We start from the raw sequence: 15215 nt of genomic DNA, 5'->3' as shown, positions 1-15215 counted from the left end.
CCGGGAAGACCGGGAAGGGGCAGCGGGTTGACCACGCACGCACCACAGACGGCGCAGTCCGTGACGCTGCCCGCCTCGCTCGACGAGGCCGTGGCAGCGCTCACCGCCATGCCGGCGGCCGTGCCCGTCGCCGGCGGAACCGACCTGATGGCCGCCGTCAACCGCGGTCAGCTCCGCCCCGCTGGGCTCGTCGGCCTCGGCCGGATCAACGAGATCCGCGGCTGGCAGTACCAGGACGGCCACGCCCTCCTCGGCGCCGGGCTCACCCACGCGCGCATGGGCCGCCCCGACTTCTCCGCCCTCATCCCGGCCCTCGCCGCCGCCTCCCGCGCGGCCGGACCGCCCCAGATCCGCAACGCCGGCACCCTCGGCGGGAACGTGGTCACCGCGGCGCCCACCGGCGACTCGCTGCCCGTCCTCGCCGCCCTGGAGGCCGACCTCGTCGTCGTCGGCCCGCTCGGCACCCGCGAGATCCCCGTCTCGCACCTGCTCGCCGGCCGCGACCTGCTGGCCCCCGGCGAACTCGTCGCCTTCGTCCGCGTGCCGCTGCTGCACGCCCCCCAGGTCTTCCTGAAGGCCACCGGCCGCACCGGCCCGGCCCGCGCCACCGCCTCCGTCGCCGTCGTCCTCGACCCGGCCCGGCGCGGCGTCCGCTGCGCCGTCGGCGCGGTCGCCCCGATGCCGCTGCGGCCGCTGGAGGCCGAGCGCTGGATCGCCTCGCTGGTGGACTGGGACAACGACCGGGCGCTCGCCCCGGAGGCGCTGACCGCCTTCGGCGAGTACGTGGCCGCCGCCTGCGTCCCCGACCCGCCCGGCGGCGAGCAGCCGTCGCCCGCCGTCCTGCACCTTCGGCGCACCGTCGCCACTCTCGCCCGCCGGGCACTGGGGAGGGCCCTGTCGTGAGCACGAACAACCACGAGCCGAACGAGACCGCGGCCCCCGCCGCGCCGGGCGGCTGGGAGCCGATCCCGCAGAGCGAGGGGTACGACGAGGGCGCGACCGCCTTCGTCCACCTGCCGCCGGAGTTCATGCTGGACGGCGTGCCGCTGGAGGCGCCCGGCCACGGCTACACCCCGCCCATGATCGTGCCGCTCCAGCCGCTGGAGCGGACCGCGCAGGACGGCGCCGACCCGGCCTGGCCCCCGGCCCCCGCCGAGGGCGCCGAGTACTTCGCCCCGGAGCAGGCCGCGACCGGACTCCCGGAGCCGCCGCCGCACGGGTACGAGGACGACGCCGCGGCCACCCGCCCCTACGGGGACCCGCACACCGCGCACGCGCCGCACGACCCGCACGCGACGGCGGAGTGGCACTTCGGCGCGACGCCGACCGGGCAGTGGCAGGTCCCGCCGGACCCGGCGGTCCCGGCGGAGCCCGCGCCGGAAGCCCTCCCGGACTCCTTCGCGCGGACCTTCCCCGAGCCCTTCGCGGAGCCGGGCCCGGACACCTTCGCGGACTCCTACGCGGAGCCCGTCGCGGAGGCCGCGCCCGAGCCGGTCTCGTACGAGCAGGCCCCGCCGACCCTGCCGGGCGGCGCGACGGCGCCGTGGGCGATGGCGGCGGAGGAACCGGCGGACCACGCCGAGCACGGCGACCCGGCCGAGCACGCGGAGCACGGCGAGCACACCGACCACGGCGAGCACACCGACCACGCGGAACACGGCGAGTACGCCGACCGCGCCGAGCACGGCGAGTACGCCGGGCCGGAAGAGCGGGACGAGCACGCCGAGCGCGGGGAGGCGGTCGCGGAGGCCGTCCCCGACGCGGAGGCGGAGGCCGGGGGGGAGACGGCCGGGCCGGGCGGGGAGCCGGAGGGCCGGGCCGTGGGGGAGTCCTCGGGGATCGGAGCCGTACAAGAGCTTCCGGAGGCTCCCGAGGAGGCGGAGGCGGCGGCGGAGTCCGCGCCCACCTCCACCTCCGTCGACAGCGACGAGCACCCGCACACCTCCTACGTCCTGCGCGTCAACGGCACCGACCGGCCCGTCACCGGCTCCTGGATCGGCGAGTCGCTGCTCTACGTGCTCCGCGAGCGCCTCGGCCTCGCCGGGGCCAAGGACGGCTGCTCGCAGGGCGAGTGCGGCGCCTGCAACGTGCAGGTGGACGGCCGCCTCGTCGCCTCCTGCCTGGTGCCGGCCGCGACCGCCGCCGGGTCCGAGGTGCGGACCGTCGAGGGCCTCGCGACCGACGGCGAACCGTCCGACGTGCAGCGCGCCCTGTCCCGCTGCGGCACCGTCCAGTGCGGCTTCTGCATCCCCGGCATGTGCATGACCGTGCACGACCTGCTCGAAGGCAACCACGCCCCCACCGAGCTGGAGACCCGCCAGGCCCTGGCCGGCAACCTCTGCCGCTGCTCCGGCTACCGGGGCGTCCTCCAGGCCGTCGAGGACGTCGTCGCCGAACGCGCCGGCGGCGGCGCCGACCACACCGCCGCGGGCGAGGACGCCGCCGCCCACGCCCCGCACCCCGCCCACGAGATCCCGCACCAGCACGACGGAGGCAGGGCGTGAGCACCGACGCGACGACCGCCATCCCCACGCTCCCCTTCGCGGAAGCGGCCGGCCCCGCCCCGGAGACCGAGGCGCCCGTCCTCGGCCTCGGCGCCTCCCTCCCGCAGGCCGACGCCCGCGCCAAGGCCGAGGGCACCTTCCCGTACGCCTCCGACCTGTGGGCCGAGGGCCTGCTGTGGGCCGCGCTGCTGCGCTCCCCGCACGCCCACGCCCGGATCGTCTCCGTGGACACCTCCGCCGCCGAGGCGATGCCCGGCGTCCGGGCCGTGGTCACCGCCGCCGACGTGCCCGGCGCCGCCACCTACGGCCGCCGGGTCGCCGACCGGCCCGTCTTCGCCGACGGACTGGTCCGCCACCACGGCGAGGCCATCGCCGCCGTCGCCGCCGACCACCCCGACACGGCCCGGCTCGCCACCGCCGCCATCACCGTCGAGTACGAGCTCCTGGAGCCCGTCACCGACCCGGAGAAGGCGTTCGAGGCCGAGCCGCTGCACCCCGACGGCAACCTGATCCGGCACATCCCGCTCAGCTTCGGCGACCCGCAGGCCGCCGGCGAGGTCGTCGTCGAGGGCCTCTACCGGATCGGCCGCCAGGACCCCGCCCCCATCGGCGCCGAGGCCGGACTCGCCGTGCCCCGGCCCGACGGCGGCGTCGAGCTGTACACCGCCTCCACCGACCCGCACACCGACCGCGACCTCGCCGCCGCCTGCTTCGGCCTGACGCCCGAACAGGTCAAGGTCGTCGTCACCGGCGTCCCCGGCGCCACCGGCGACCGCGACGACCCCGGCTTCCAGATCCCGCTCGGCCTGCTCGCCCTGCGCACCGGCTGCCCGGTCAAGCTCACCGCTACCCGCGAGGAGTCCTTCCTCGGCCACGCCCACCGCCACCCCACCCTGCTGCGCTACCGCCACCACGCGGACGCCGAGGGCCGGCTGGTCAAGGTCGAGGCGCAGATCCTCCTCGACGCGGGCGCCTACGCCGACGCCTCCAGCGAGTCCCTCGCCGCCGCCGTCGCCTTCGCCTGCGGCCCGTACGTCGTCCCGCACGCCTTCGTCGAGGGCTGGGCCGTCCGCACCAACAACCCGCCGTCCGGGCACGTCCGGGGCGAGGGCGCGATGCAGGTGTGCGCCGCCTACGAGGCGCAGATGGACAAGCTCGCAGGCCGGATCGGCGTCGACCCGGCCGAACTGCGGATGCGCAACGTGCTCTCCACCGGCGACCTGCTGCCCACCGGCCAGACCGTCACCTGCCCCGCGCCCGTCGCCGAACTCCTTGCCGCCGTACGGGACTTCCCGCTGCCCGCCCTCCCCAAGGACACCCCGGAGGAGGACTGGCTGCTGCCCGGCGGCCCCGAGGGCGCGGGCGAACCCGGCGCCGTGCGGCGGGGCGTCGGCTACGCGCTCGGCATGGTCCACATGCTCGGCGCCGAGGGCACCGACGAGGTCTCCACCGCCACCGTCCGGGTCCTCGACGGCGTCGCCACCGTCATCTGCTCGGCCGTCGACACCGGTTCGGGCTTCTCCACCCTCGCCCGCCAGGTCGTCCAGGAGACCCTCGGCGTCGAGGAGGTCCACGTGGCCCCCGTCGACACCGACCAGCCCCCGGCCGGCGCCGCCACCCACGGCCGGCACACCTGGGTCTCCGGCGGCGCCGTCGAGCGCGCCGCCCGCATGGTCCGCACCCAGCTCCTCCAGCCGCTGGCCCACAAGTTCGGCATGTCCACCGAACTCCTCCAGATCAGCGACGGCAAGATCACCTCGTACGACGGCGTCCTCTCCACCACCGTCGCCGAGGAGATGAAGGGCAAGGAGCTCTGGGCCACCGCCCAGTGCCGCCCGCACCCCACCGAGCCGCTCGACGCCACCGGCCAGGGCGACGCCTTCGTCGGCCTCGCCTTCTGCGCGATCCGCGCGGTCGTCGACGTCGACGTCGAACTCGGCGCGATCCGGGTCGTGGAGATGGCCGTCGCCCAGGACGTCGGCCGCATCCTCAACCCCGCCCAGCTCGCCACCCGCATCGAGGCGGGCGTCACGCAGGGCGTCGGCGCGGCCCTCACCGAGAACCTCCGCACCGCCCGCGGCCTGGTCCGCCACCCCGACCTGACCGGCTACGCCCTCCCGACCTCCCTCGACGCCCCCGACATCCGCATCGTCAGACTGGTCGAGGAGCGCGACGTCGTCGCCCCCTTCGGCGCCAAGGCCGCCAGCGCCGTCCCGGTCGTCACCTCGCCCGCCGCCGTCGCCGCCGCCGTCCGCGCCGCCACCGGCCGCCCGGTCAACCGTCTCCCGATCCGCCCGCAGTCGGCGGTGGCGGCCCCGTAGCCCGGGACACACGGCCCGGCCCCCACGTGAGTGCGCGGGGGCCGGGCCGTGCCGTGTGCCCCCGTCGGGCGCCGTGCGGTGTGCCCGCTCGTCGTGCCCCGCCCGCCGTGCCGCCGCCCCCGCAAGGAACGGGCCAACCGCGCGCCGCACGGCGGCCGTCGCTGTCATACGGTGCACGGCACGACGGGAACCGGACGAACGGGGGTACGCGATGGCCTGGCGTGAGTGGGAAGAGCTCAAGGCCGAAGCCGCGGAGCAGCAGCCGGCACGGATGCGGCTGAACCAGGCGGACGGCGGCAGCGGAGGGCCCGGCGGGGGCGGTGTCCTGGGCAGCGTGCCGCCCAGGAAGAAGAAGGCGGCCGACACCATCGAGACCACGCTGGAACCGGAGACGCGGAAGGCGGCGGACGTCGCCGACGAGCCGACCGGCGCGGCCGTCAGGGCCTTCACGGGCTGGGAGACGGCCACGGGCATCACGAAGGCCCACGAGAAGTGGGACGAGCAGGTGAAGCGGCTGATGGGGCGGCTGAGTTCGCACAAGACCGGCTTACGTGGCGCGGTCACCACCCTGACGGGAGCCGATGTCACGACGGGATTGACGGTCCGCTCCGTGCCGTCCGGCCTTTCGGGCCTGGACGGATAGGGAGGGAACCGTGCCGAGCTATCAGCAGATCATGGAAATGGACTTCTCCGCTCTCACCGGTGCCGCGGAGGGCTGGAAGAGCATGGCGGCCAAGTTCAAGATTCTCGAGGACATCTTCGAGAAGGAAGTGCAGAGCGTCTCGACCGGAAGCGGATGGACCGGGGAGAGCGCCGGTGCGGCGCTCAACGTCTTCGTGGTGACGAGAAAGGAGTACGACTCCGCGCAGAAGGAAGCACGCGCCATGGAGTCGCTCTTCCTCGACGCCCACGCCAGGTTCGTCGAACTCAAGGCGGCGGTGAAGTCGGCGGTCGCGGACGCCGTCGGCGCGGGGATGAAGGTCTCGGAGAGCGGCGTCGCGCGTTACGACTTCAGCAAGGTCGACGCGGAAACGGCGAAGACCATTCGCCACGACCCGGACCTCCCCGGCGTCGAGCAGTCCCACACCCGCGCCATCATGAACGCGGTGAAGGCGGTCAACGAGTACGACGAAGACGTGAAGCGGGCTCTTCTGAACGCTTCGGGAGCGGACGGGAGCCAGCCGTTCGGGTTCAACTCCCATCCGGTCGGCGACGTCGAGGCGGTGGAGGCCCTGGCCCTCACGGAGAAGGTCCGTTCGGGTAAAGCCTCGCCCGAAGAGCTTGAGAGTTACCGGCAGGTGATGAGCCGGAACGCCGACGACAAGCATTTCAGCGAGGCGTACCTGGACGCGCTGGGCGCGGAGGGCACGATGCGGCTCGCCGACCAGCTGAACATGGCGGCCCACGGCCGCGACGTCTCGGCGGCCGACAAGAAGCTCTACGAGTCCATCACCGCGAGCCTCGCCGCGACGATCGCCTCGGGCACCCAGGACCCGAACAGCTACGCCTACAAGCCGTTCCTCGAAGGACTCAAGGACTTCGGCGGCGAATCGCTGGACAAGCTCCTCCCGGTGCACGGATACCAGATCCTCGCGACGCTGATGGAGAACGGCGACGGCTACGGCAAGCAGTTCCTCAACGACGTGGGCGACGGCATCATCGAGGCGGAGAAGGACGGCGACGCGAACTGGTCGCACGCCTACGACCCCAAGCGCCCGAACGTCGTGGTCGACCCGCTGGACGCACTGCTCAAGACCATGAGCGAGGACCCGAAGGCGGCCGAGTACTTCCTCGACCCGGCCGCCGCGGGGAACAAGAACGACCACCTCGCCTACCTGCTGACCGAGCGCGAGTGGGACGACTACTCCTACAGCGCGCCGCTGTACGGCCCGCTGCGGGAACTCGACGGCGATCCCCGGGCGGGAGGTCTCGGCGCGGCCATTCAGGCCGCGGCCACCGGGCACGAGCCGGGCGAGAAGCTGGGTCCGCCCGGCCCGCACACCGAGGGCCAGGCGCGCGTCATGCACCACGCGATCCGGCTGCTCGACAGCGAGATGGGCGGCGACCAGTTCCCGGAGCAGCTGGGGAACCTGCGCCGGCCGATGGCGCAGGCGATGGCCGACTACGTCTCCGACACCCATGTGATCCTTCAGGGACAGGAGTCGGACTACGGCGGTGTCGGCGGCAGCGACTCCATCAACGGCTCGGGGAAGGAAGCGCACCTCGCCGTGGGGCAGGGCAGCCTCGTACGCGTCATGCGGGGCATCGCGGACGACGCCCCCGCCTTCTCCCTCCTGCACGAAGCGGAGCGCACCTACTCCGCGTCGGTGCTGAACGAGGCCCTGGCGTTCTCGGGGACCCCGCACGATTCCAGCGCCGACTGGAACAACCGGGCCAGCGGCATCGGCCATGCCATGGGCGCGCTCAACGGAATCGGTGCCGACGTCTACGCCGACAAGCAGGACGACCGGGAGAAGTGGGCGGAGCAGACGTCCAATTACACGGTCAACGGTGTCAACGGGGTCATCGGAGAGCTTCCGGTGGTGGGCTCGGCGGCCAGTTCGCTCATCGACACGATCGGCTTCGAATGGGAGCAGAGTGCCAAGGACGACGCCGAGGACACGGCGAAGCGGGAAGGAAGCGAGGGGTACGGCAGGGGAGCGGACGGTCTCAACCAGATGATGGACAACTGGGGAGAGCGAGAGGAAATCGAGAAGGAAAATGCCTTCAGGGAATCGAAGAACGAGGCAAATACTTCTTTCACCAGTGGCAGGGATGCGGCCAGGGCGCATCTTCAGTCACCGAAGTGAGGATGGCGATGCGCAAACAATTCACCGGCCTCCTCGTCCTCGCCGCACTGGTCACGTCCTGCACGTCCGAGCCCGAGCCGAAGCCTGCCGCAAGATCTCTCTGTAGCATGGAGAAAGGTTCGAAAGGCGAGAAGGCGGTACAGCAGGCGATCCGGTCCGATCGGTTCTACACCACCATCCACAGGACGACGGAGGAGTTGGTGCAGAGCCTTGGCGTCCATCTGCGTCAGATGAAGGACGAATCCCTTTACACCTGTGTCTACGACCCCCGGCCCGACCGGAACTCGAAGGGCGCGGATGTCGAATTCGCATGGGCCTTGCCCGGCGAGTTGGAGTGGGGCAAAGTGGCGCGGGAAAAGATTGCCCGTTACGACGTCAACGGGGTGCACGTCGAGTCGACCTACTGGCTTGCCCAGCTTTCCGTGGCGTGCCGACTGCCAGGGGACCTCGCGGAGGCCTCTCAAAGGATGTTGTTCCACGTCGAACTCGCGAACCTGAGCAACTCCGAGCGGCGGAACGACACCGAGGCCAGGAAGCGGCAGATCGAGCTGCTCTACATCCTGGCGGGCCGGGCCGCCGACGCGCTCGGCTGCGAGGGCGACCCCCTGAAGGGGGACCCCGTGGTGAAGCCGCTGCCCGCCGCGTAGGGCTGGACGGCGGGTGGTGACAGACGATTTCACCGGCTGAAACAGGCCAGGTTTCCAAGGCCGAGCGCCTCGGAAACCCGGCCTGTCGTCACATGGGTGGTACGGCCCCGGACAGAACGAGTCCCGCACCCGTGCGGACGGATGCGGGACTCGATTCTCCGGAGACCGTGGTCGGATTCGAACCGACGTCACTCGCTTTGCAGACGAGCCCCTGAACCACTCGGGCACACGGTCATGTCGGTGTGGCGACAAGAAAGACACTAGGAGCCGGACGGAAGGGGCTCAAGGGATTCCCGAGGTGCGCCACGGAGCTGCAATACGCCTGCCACACACCGTTCACAGTCGGGCGGGGCCGGAGGGGAAGCCCGTCTTCCGGAGCAGGGGCGGGTAGCCGGGGGCGTACGACCAAGGGCGGAAGGGGGAGGGGACTCGCGACAGGGGTCATCTGTGGGGACGACCCTTACCCTGGGGCCATGAGCGTCCTCGAACCCCGTGATGCCGAGAGCATCGCCGTGCCGCCGCCCCCCGAGCCCCCGCGCGGTTCCGTCATGGACGCCGCGCACCGGGCGCTCAGTGTCGGGATCGTCTCCGTCGTGCTGCTGATCGCCTTCGAGGCGACGGCGGTGGGGACCGCGATGCCGGTGGCGGCGCGGGAGCTGGACGGGATATCCGTGTACGCCTTCGCGTTCTCGGCGTACTTCACGACGAGTCTCTTCGGCATGGTCGTCGCGGGGCAGTGGTCCGACCGGAACGGGCCGCTGACGCCGCTGACGGTGGGCATCAGCGCCTTCGCGGTCGGGCTGCTGCTGTCGGGGACCGCCGCCTCGATGTGGGTGTTCATCCTCGGGCGGGCCGTGCAGGGGCTGGGCGGCGGGCTGGTGATCGTCGCGTTGTACGTGGTGGTCAGCCGGGCGTACGAGGAGCACCTGCGGCCCGCGATCATGGCGGCCTTCGCGGCGAGCTGGGTCGTGCCCTCGGTGGTCGGGCCGCTCGCCTCCGGGACGATCACCGAGCACCTGGGGTGGCGGTGGGTCTTCGTCGGCATCCCGGTCCTCGTCGTGCTGCCGCTCGTCCTCGCGCTGCCCGCGATCCGCCGCACCGCCTCCGGGCCGGCCGACCCCGAGGCGCCCGTCGCGGCCTGGGACCGGCGCCGGATCCTGCTGGCCCTCGCGATCTCGGCGGGCGCCGGGCTGCTCCAGTACGCCGGGCAGGAGCTGCGCTGGCTGTCGCTGCTGCCCGCCGTCGCGGGCGCCGCGCTGCTGGTGCCGGCGGTCCGGGGGCTGCTGCCGCGCGGCACGGTGCGGGCCGCGCGCGGGCTGCCGTCGGTGATCCTGCTGCGCGGTGTCGCCGCCGGTTCCTTCATCGCGGCGGAGTCCTTCGTGCCGCTGATGCTCGTCACCCAGCGCGGGCTGAGCCCGACGTTCGCCGGCCTGTCGCTGGCCATGGGCGGCCTCACCTGGGCGCTTGGATCCTGGATCCAGTCGCGGCCGTGGACGGAGCCGTACCGCGAACGGCTCGTCGTCGCCGGCATGGGCCTGGTCGCCCTCTCGATCCTCACCGCGCCGAGCGTGCTGATCCCGGCGGTGCCGGTCTGGACGGTCGCGGTCGCCTGGGCCTTCGGCTGCCTCGGCATGGGCGCCGTGATCGCCTCCACCAGCGTGCTCCTGATGAAGCTGTCCCCGCCGGAGGAGGCGGGCGCGAACTCGGCCGCCCTCCAGATCTCCGACGGCCTGTCCAACGTGCTGCTGCTCGCGGCGGGCGGCGCGGCCTTCGCCGCCCTCGGCGGCGGCACGGTCGGCCACGAGGCCGGGGCCGCCGCCGCCGGGTCCTCCCATCCCTCCGCCTTCGCCGCCGTCTTCCTGCCCATGGCGGCGGTCGCGGCGGCCGGGGCCTGGGTGGCGACCCGGCTGCACGGCCCCGCGGCCGCGAAAACCGGCTGAACCCGGGCGGCGGCGCGCGGTACCGTCCGGCATGACCGATCGCCCGCACGCCCGCCCCGACGGGGAAGCCCCCGGGGAGGCCCCCGGGGACGAGTCCGCGGCGGGGGCCGGGACGGCGCCCGGGGAAACCCCCGGGGCCGCCGCGCCGCCCGCCCGCGCCCGCCGTTTCGAGGAGGCCGCCGCGCACGTCCTCGCGGCCAGCGGCGAGCTGAACCGGAGGCTGGCGTGAGCACGGCCGACCACCTCACCCTGCCCGAGCTGCTGGACCTCGCGGCGCGGCTGGAGGAGCCCGGGGTGCGGGACCGGGGCCTCCTGGACTCCGCCCTGGCGCGCCCCCGCTCCAGCGTCTTCGGCGAGGACGCCTACCCCGGCGTCTGGCACCAGGCCGCCGCCCTCATGGAGTCGCTCGCCCGCAACCACGCCCTCGTGGACGGCAACAAGCGGGTCTCCTGGTACGCGGTCTGGGTCTTCCTGCACCTCAACGGGCACCCGCTCGACCCCGGCTTCGACGTCGACCGGGCCGAGGCGTTCGTCCTGGACGTCTGCCAGGGCGCCCTCGACGTGCCCGCCATCGCCGCCCGGCTCCCCGGGTTCGCGCGCTGACCCGCCGCGACCCCCGGCCGGAGGGGGCACGGAGGAACGGCCCCGGAGCGTGCGGCGGATGTGATGCTCGCCGCACGCCCCGAGGTCACGGCGCCGGCCGCCAGGTGTCCGATCGAGGTTCCGCCCGCCCCGCCGGTAAGGTGGCCCGGTTGTCATATCTGGACGAACATCGAACCGGAGATCGTGACTACCACCGCCACCTCCTCACACCACCTCTCTCCCGCCTTCCCCGGCCGTGCTCCCTGGGGCACCGCCAACAAGCTGCGCGCCTGGCAGCAGGGCGCGATGGAGAAGTACATCCAGGAGCAGCCCCGTGACTTCCTCGCGGTCGCCACGCCCGGCGCCGGCAAGACCACCTTCGCCCTGACCCTCGCGTCCTGGCTGCTGCACCACCACGTGGTGCAGCAGATCACGGTCGTGGCCCCCACCGAGCACCTCAAGAAGCAGTGGGCGGCCGCCGCGGCACGGATAGGGATCAAGCTGGACCCGGAGTACAGCGCCGGACCGCTCAGCAAGGAGTACGACGGGGTCGCGCTGACCTACGCCGGCGTCGGCGTGCGCCCCATGCTGCACCGCAACCGCTGCGAACAGCGCAAGACCCTCGTCATCCTCGACGAGATCCACCACGCCGGTGACTCCAAGTCGTGGGGCGAGGCGTGCCTGGAGGCGTTCGAGCCCGCCGCGCGGCGGCTCGCCCTCACCGGCACCCCGTTCCGCTCCGACACCAACCCCATCCCCTTCGTCACGTACGAGGAGGGGAACGACGGCATCCGGCGGTCCTCCGCCGACTACACCTACGGCTACGGCAACGCCCTCAACGACAACGTCGTCCGCCCGGTCATCTTCCTCTCCTACAGCGGCAACATGCGCTGGCGGACCAAGGCCGGCGACGAGATCGCCGCCCGCCTCGGCGAACCGATGACCAAGGACGCGATCTCGCAGGCGTGGCGCACCGCCCTCGACCCGCGCGGCGACTGGATGCCGAACGTGCTCCGCGCCGCCGACCAGCGCCTCACCGAGGTCCGCAAGTCCATTCCGGACGCCGGCGGCCTCGTCATCGCCTCCGACCAGGACTCGGCCCGCTCCTACGCCAAGCTGATCCGCGAGATCACCGGCACGAAGGCGACCGTCGTCCTCTCCGACGAGGCGGCCGCCTCCGACCGCATCGACGAGTTCAGCGAGAACACCGACCGGTGGATGGTCGCCGTCCGCATGGTCTCCGAGGGCGTCGACGTGCCCCGGCTCGCCGTCGGCGTGTACGCCACCACCATCTCCACGCCGCTGTTCTTCGCCCAGGCCGTCGGCCGCTTCGTGCGCTCCCGCCGGCGCGGCGAGACCGCGTCCGTCTTCCTGCCCACCATCCCCACCCTCCTCGGCTTCGCCAGCGAGATGGAGGTCGAGCGCGACCACGTCCTCGACAAGCCGAAGAAGGCGGGCGACGACGAGGACCCGTACGCCGAGTCCGAGAAGGAGATGGCGGAGGCCGAGAAGCAGCAGGACGAGGACACCGGCGAGCAGGACATGCTGCCCTTCGAGGCGCTGGAGTCCGACGCCGTCTTCGACCGCGTCCTCTACAACGCCGCCGAGTTCGGCATGCAGGCCCACCCCGGCAGCGAGGAGGAGCAGGACTACCTCGGCATCCCCGGGCTCCTGGAGCCCGACCAGGTCCAGCTGCTCCTCCAGAAGCGGCAGGCCCGGCAGATCGCGCACAGCCGCAAGAAGCCCGACACCGAGGCAGACCTGCTGGAACTCCCCGCCGAGCGGCGCCCGGTCGTCTCCCACAAGGAGCTCCTCGAACTGCGCAAGCAGCTGAACACCATGGTCGGCGCCTACGTCCACCAGAGCGGCAAGCCGCACGGCGTGATCCACACCGAGCTGCGCCGCGTCTGCGGCGGGCCGCCGAGCGCTGAGGCCACCGCCGGCCAGATCCGCGAGCGGATCAAGAAGGTCCAGGAGTGGGCCACCCGCATGCGGTGACCCCCGCGGCGGCGACCCCGCCCCCGGACATGCGCGAGGCCCGTACGAGCACCGTCGTACGGGCCTCCGCCGCACCCCGCGGGGGTCGGGGGGGCGGCACCGGACGCCGGCCCCCACGGACGGCCTTCCGGCACCTCCACGGTAGGCGCACGACAAAGCCGTTCTTGTCAGCCAAAGTCCCGAGGAGGGCCGACGAAAGTCCTGAACCGTCCGCATCCGGTCGCCCGCGCCCGGATTCTGGACGAGGTCTTCCGCTGAGCGGAGCGGGTCGCTACTGTCCCGGCACAAAGCAACCGCCCCGTGGCAGCGCCGCCGCGGAGCGCAGCCGGTGTACCCCTTCCTGCCGGCGGCCTCTGACGTGCGTCGCCGACGGGACCGGCGCCGCGAACCCCGTGAGAGCCCGCCGTCACTCACTTCCGAAGGAGAGGGCGTCGTGACCGCGGAGACCTCCCAGACGCTCGACCGGGGACTGAGAGTCCTCAAACTGCTCGCCGACACCGACCACGGCCTGACCGTCACCGAGTTGTCCAACAAACTCGGCGTCAACCGGACCGTGGTCTACCGTCTGCTCGCCACCCTGGAACAGCACGCCCTCGTCCGCCGCGACCTCGGCGGTCGCGCGCGCGTGGGCCTCGGCGTGCTGCGCCTCGGCCGCCAGGTCCACCCGCTGGTGCGCGAGGCGGCCCTGCCCGCGCTGCGCTCCCTCGCCGAGGACATCGGCGCGACCGCGCACCTCACCCTCGTCGACGGGGCGGAGGCGCTCGCCGTCGCCGTCGTCGAACCGACCTGGACCGACTACCACGTCGCCTACCGGGCCGGGTTCCGGCACCCGCTGGACCGGGGCGCGGCCGGCCGGGCGATCCTCGCGGCCCGCCAGGGCAGCCTGATCGAACCGGGCTTCACCCTCACCCACGGCGAGCTGGAGGCCGGTGCCAGCGGCGCCGCGGCCCCCCTCGTCGGCATCACCGGCATCGAGGGCAGCGTCGGCGTCGTCATGCTCGCGGACGCGGTGCCGGAGCGGGTCGGTCCGCGCGTCGTGGACGCGGCCCGGGAGGTCGCGGACGCGCTGCGCTGAACGCCGCGGGCCGGGCCCGCGATCCTGTCGTCCGGAGGGACGCCCGAGTCGCCACGGGCGTCCCTCCGGCGTTTTCGGATCCTGGATCCAATCTCCTGGATCCAATCTCCGGGATCTTGGATCCAATCTCCGGGATCTTGGATCCAATCTCTGGGATCCTGGATCCAATCTCTGGGATCTTGGATCCAATCTTCTGGATCCGGGATCCCGGATCCGCTAGCGCAGCAGCAGTTCCGCCATCGGCGTCAGACGGTGGCGGACCGCGCGGCCCGCGCGTTCGGTGGTCAGGAGGCCCGCCGCGCGCAGGGCCGACGTGTGGCCCGAGACGGTGGCGGGGGAGACGTCGAGGACGCGGGCGAGGCCGGTGGTGGTACGGGGTTCGGCCAGGGCGCGCAGCAGGGCGGCCCGGGTGGGGCCCAGGACGCCGGCCAGGGCGCCGCCGGGATCGTCGGCGGCTTCCGGTACGAGGGGGAGGCCGGGGCCCGCGGGACAGGCGAGGACGACCTCGCGTCCCGGGAGGTCCTGGACCAGCGGGCCGCCCCGCCAGTGGAAGGTCGGCAGCAGGACCAGGCCCCGGCCCCCGAGCCGTACCTCTCCGGCGGCGCCCGGCACCTCCCACACCCCGTCCCGCAGCCGCGAGCCCGGCACCAGGGCGGTCAGGGCCGCCGCCGGGCCGTCCTGGGCGAGGACGACCGCGTGCCGGGCGAACTCCGCCCGGTGGAGGTCCCGCACCTGTTCCCAGACCGGCGCGAGGACCGCGCCGTGCGCCGCCGCCTGGGCCCGTGCGAGGGTGCGCCAGGCGTCGGCCCGGCCCGCGTGCAGGTCCCGGATCCACGCGGGGGCGAGGCCCCGGCCCGCGTACACCCGCTCCAGTTCGGACCGAACGCGGTCCCGCGGGGTCGCCCGGACCGCCTCGAAGCCCTCCTGCCGGGTCTCGCCGAGGACGTCCAGGAAGGCGGGCGGGGACCCGCCCGGCACCAGGTCCGCCAGCGGTTCCGCCGCCGGGGGCAGGGCCCGCAGCAGCCGCGACCGCCACCGCCCGAACAGCGCGGTCTCGTGCGGGGCGCCCAGCATCAGCAGTGCCGCGTGCAGCTCGGGCAGGGGCGAGGGCCGGGGCGCGTACCGCAGCCGCGTCCAGTCCTCCGCCGCGAAGTGGATCCGCATGACGCCCCCCGCCCTCCCACCGCACCGCCTCCCGGCACCGGCCCACCACCCGCCGAACCCGAATCCGCCGCCGAACCCGAACCCGAACCCGAACCTGAACCCGGGCCCGAGCCCGCCCCCGAACCCGGGCCCGCCCCCGAGCCCAAACCCGCCGCCGAACCCGAACCCCTCCCC

Annotated in this window: 12 protein-coding genes and 1 tRNA gene; 11 read left to right on the top strand and 2 right to left on the bottom strand. The window is 73.4% G+C overall.

Annotation, left to right across the window (positions count from 1 at the left end):
* Positions 1-27 precede the first annotated feature (27 nt).
* From IE219_RS05960 to IE219_RS05935, 6 genes are all read left to right on the top strand, one after another.
* Complete coding sequence (locus IE219_RS05960) at positions 28-903, top strand: FAD binding domain-containing protein (RefSeq protein ID WP_189975442.1); 876 nt, start codon at positions 28-30, stop codon at positions 901-903.
* A complete protein-coding gene (locus tag IE219_RS05955; RefSeq protein WP_229849602.1) occupies positions 900-2504 on the top strand; it encodes a (2Fe-2S)-binding protein in 1605 nt (534 codons plus the stop codon). Before IE219_RS05960 ends, IE219_RS05955 begins: the two co-directional genes overlap by 4 nt.
* On the top strand, positions 2501-4825 hold the full coding sequence (locus IE219_RS05950) for a xanthine dehydrogenase family protein molybdopterin-binding subunit (protein ID WP_189975441.1): 2325 nt from the start codon (positions 2501-2503) through the stop codon (positions 4823-4825). Before IE219_RS05955 ends, IE219_RS05950 begins: the two co-directional genes overlap by 4 nt.
* A 211-nt stretch (positions 4826-5036) precedes the next feature.
* Positions 5037-5468 (top strand): hypothetical protein, encoded by a 432-nt coding sequence (locus IE219_RS05945; RefSeq protein ID WP_189975440.1) that lies wholly within the window; start codon positions 5037-5039, stop codon positions 5466-5468.
* Between the two features lie 10 nt (positions 5469-5478).
* Entirely contained in the window at positions 5479-7635 is a 2157-nt protein-coding gene (locus tag IE219_RS05940; RefSeq protein ID WP_189975439.1) for a DUF6571 family protein, read from the top strand.
* Positions 7632-8282 carry a hypothetical protein gene (locus IE219_RS05935; protein WP_189975438.1) on the top strand — a complete coding sequence of 217 codons (651 nt, stop codon included), beginning with the start codon at positions 7632-7634 and terminating at the stop codon, positions 8280-8282. Before IE219_RS05940 ends, IE219_RS05935 begins: the two co-directional genes overlap by 4 nt.
* Before the next feature lie 162 nt (positions 8283-8444).
* Here IE219_RS05935 and IE219_RS05930 read toward each other — a convergent pair.
* A tRNA-Cys gene (locus IE219_RS05930) sits at positions 8445-8516 on the bottom strand.
* 239 nt (positions 8517-8755) lie between these two features.
* On the opposite strand from IE219_RS05930, the gene IE219_RS05925 reads away from it, so the two are divergent.
* The 5 genes from IE219_RS05925 (at position 8756) to IE219_RS05905 (ending at position 13877) form a co-directional block, all read left to right on the top strand.
* The gene (locus IE219_RS05925; protein ID WP_189975437.1) at positions 8756-10222 is read left to right on the top strand and encodes an MFS transporter; all 1467 of its coding nucleotides are present in this window, start codon (positions 8756-8758) and stop codon (positions 10220-10222) included.
* A 31-nt stretch (positions 10223-10253) separates the two neighbouring features.
* Complete coding sequence (locus IE219_RS05920; RefSeq protein ID WP_189975436.1) at positions 10254-10451, top strand: hypothetical protein; 198 nt, start codon at positions 10254-10256, stop codon at positions 10449-10451.
* Positions 10448-10825, top strand: coding sequence for a type II toxin-antitoxin system death-on-curing family toxin (locus tag IE219_RS05915; protein ID WP_189975435.1), 378 nt, complete (start codon positions 10448-10450; stop codon positions 10823-10825). Before IE219_RS05920 ends, IE219_RS05915 begins: the two co-directional genes overlap by 4 nt.
* Positions 10826-11008: 183 nt before the next feature.
* Positions 11009-12802, top strand: coding sequence for a DEAD/DEAH box helicase (locus IE219_RS05910; protein ID WP_189975434.1), 1794 nt, complete (start codon positions 11009-11011; stop codon positions 12800-12802).
* 433 nt (positions 12803-13235) lie between these two features.
* Positions 13236-13877 (top strand): IclR family transcriptional regulator, encoded by a 642-nt coding sequence (locus IE219_RS05905; RefSeq protein ID WP_189975433.1) that lies wholly within the window; start codon positions 13236-13238, stop codon positions 13875-13877.
* Positions 13878-14093: 216 nt separating this feature from the next.
* On the opposite strand, the gene IE219_RS05900 is transcribed toward IE219_RS05905, so the two are convergent.
* Positions 14094-15041, bottom strand: a complete 948-nt coding sequence (locus IE219_RS05900; RefSeq protein WP_189975432.1) for an ArsR/SmtB family transcription factor — start codon at positions 15039-15041, stop codon at positions 14094-14096.
* Positions 15042-15215 lie beyond the last annotated feature (174 nt).

The sequence above is a fragment of the Streptomyces termitum genome (genome assembly GCF_014650175.1).
GTDB lineage: Bacteria > Actinomycetota > Actinomycetes > Streptomycetales > Streptomycetaceae > Streptomyces > Streptomyces termitum.
This window is presented reverse-complemented; position numbering and strand designations above follow the sequence as displayed.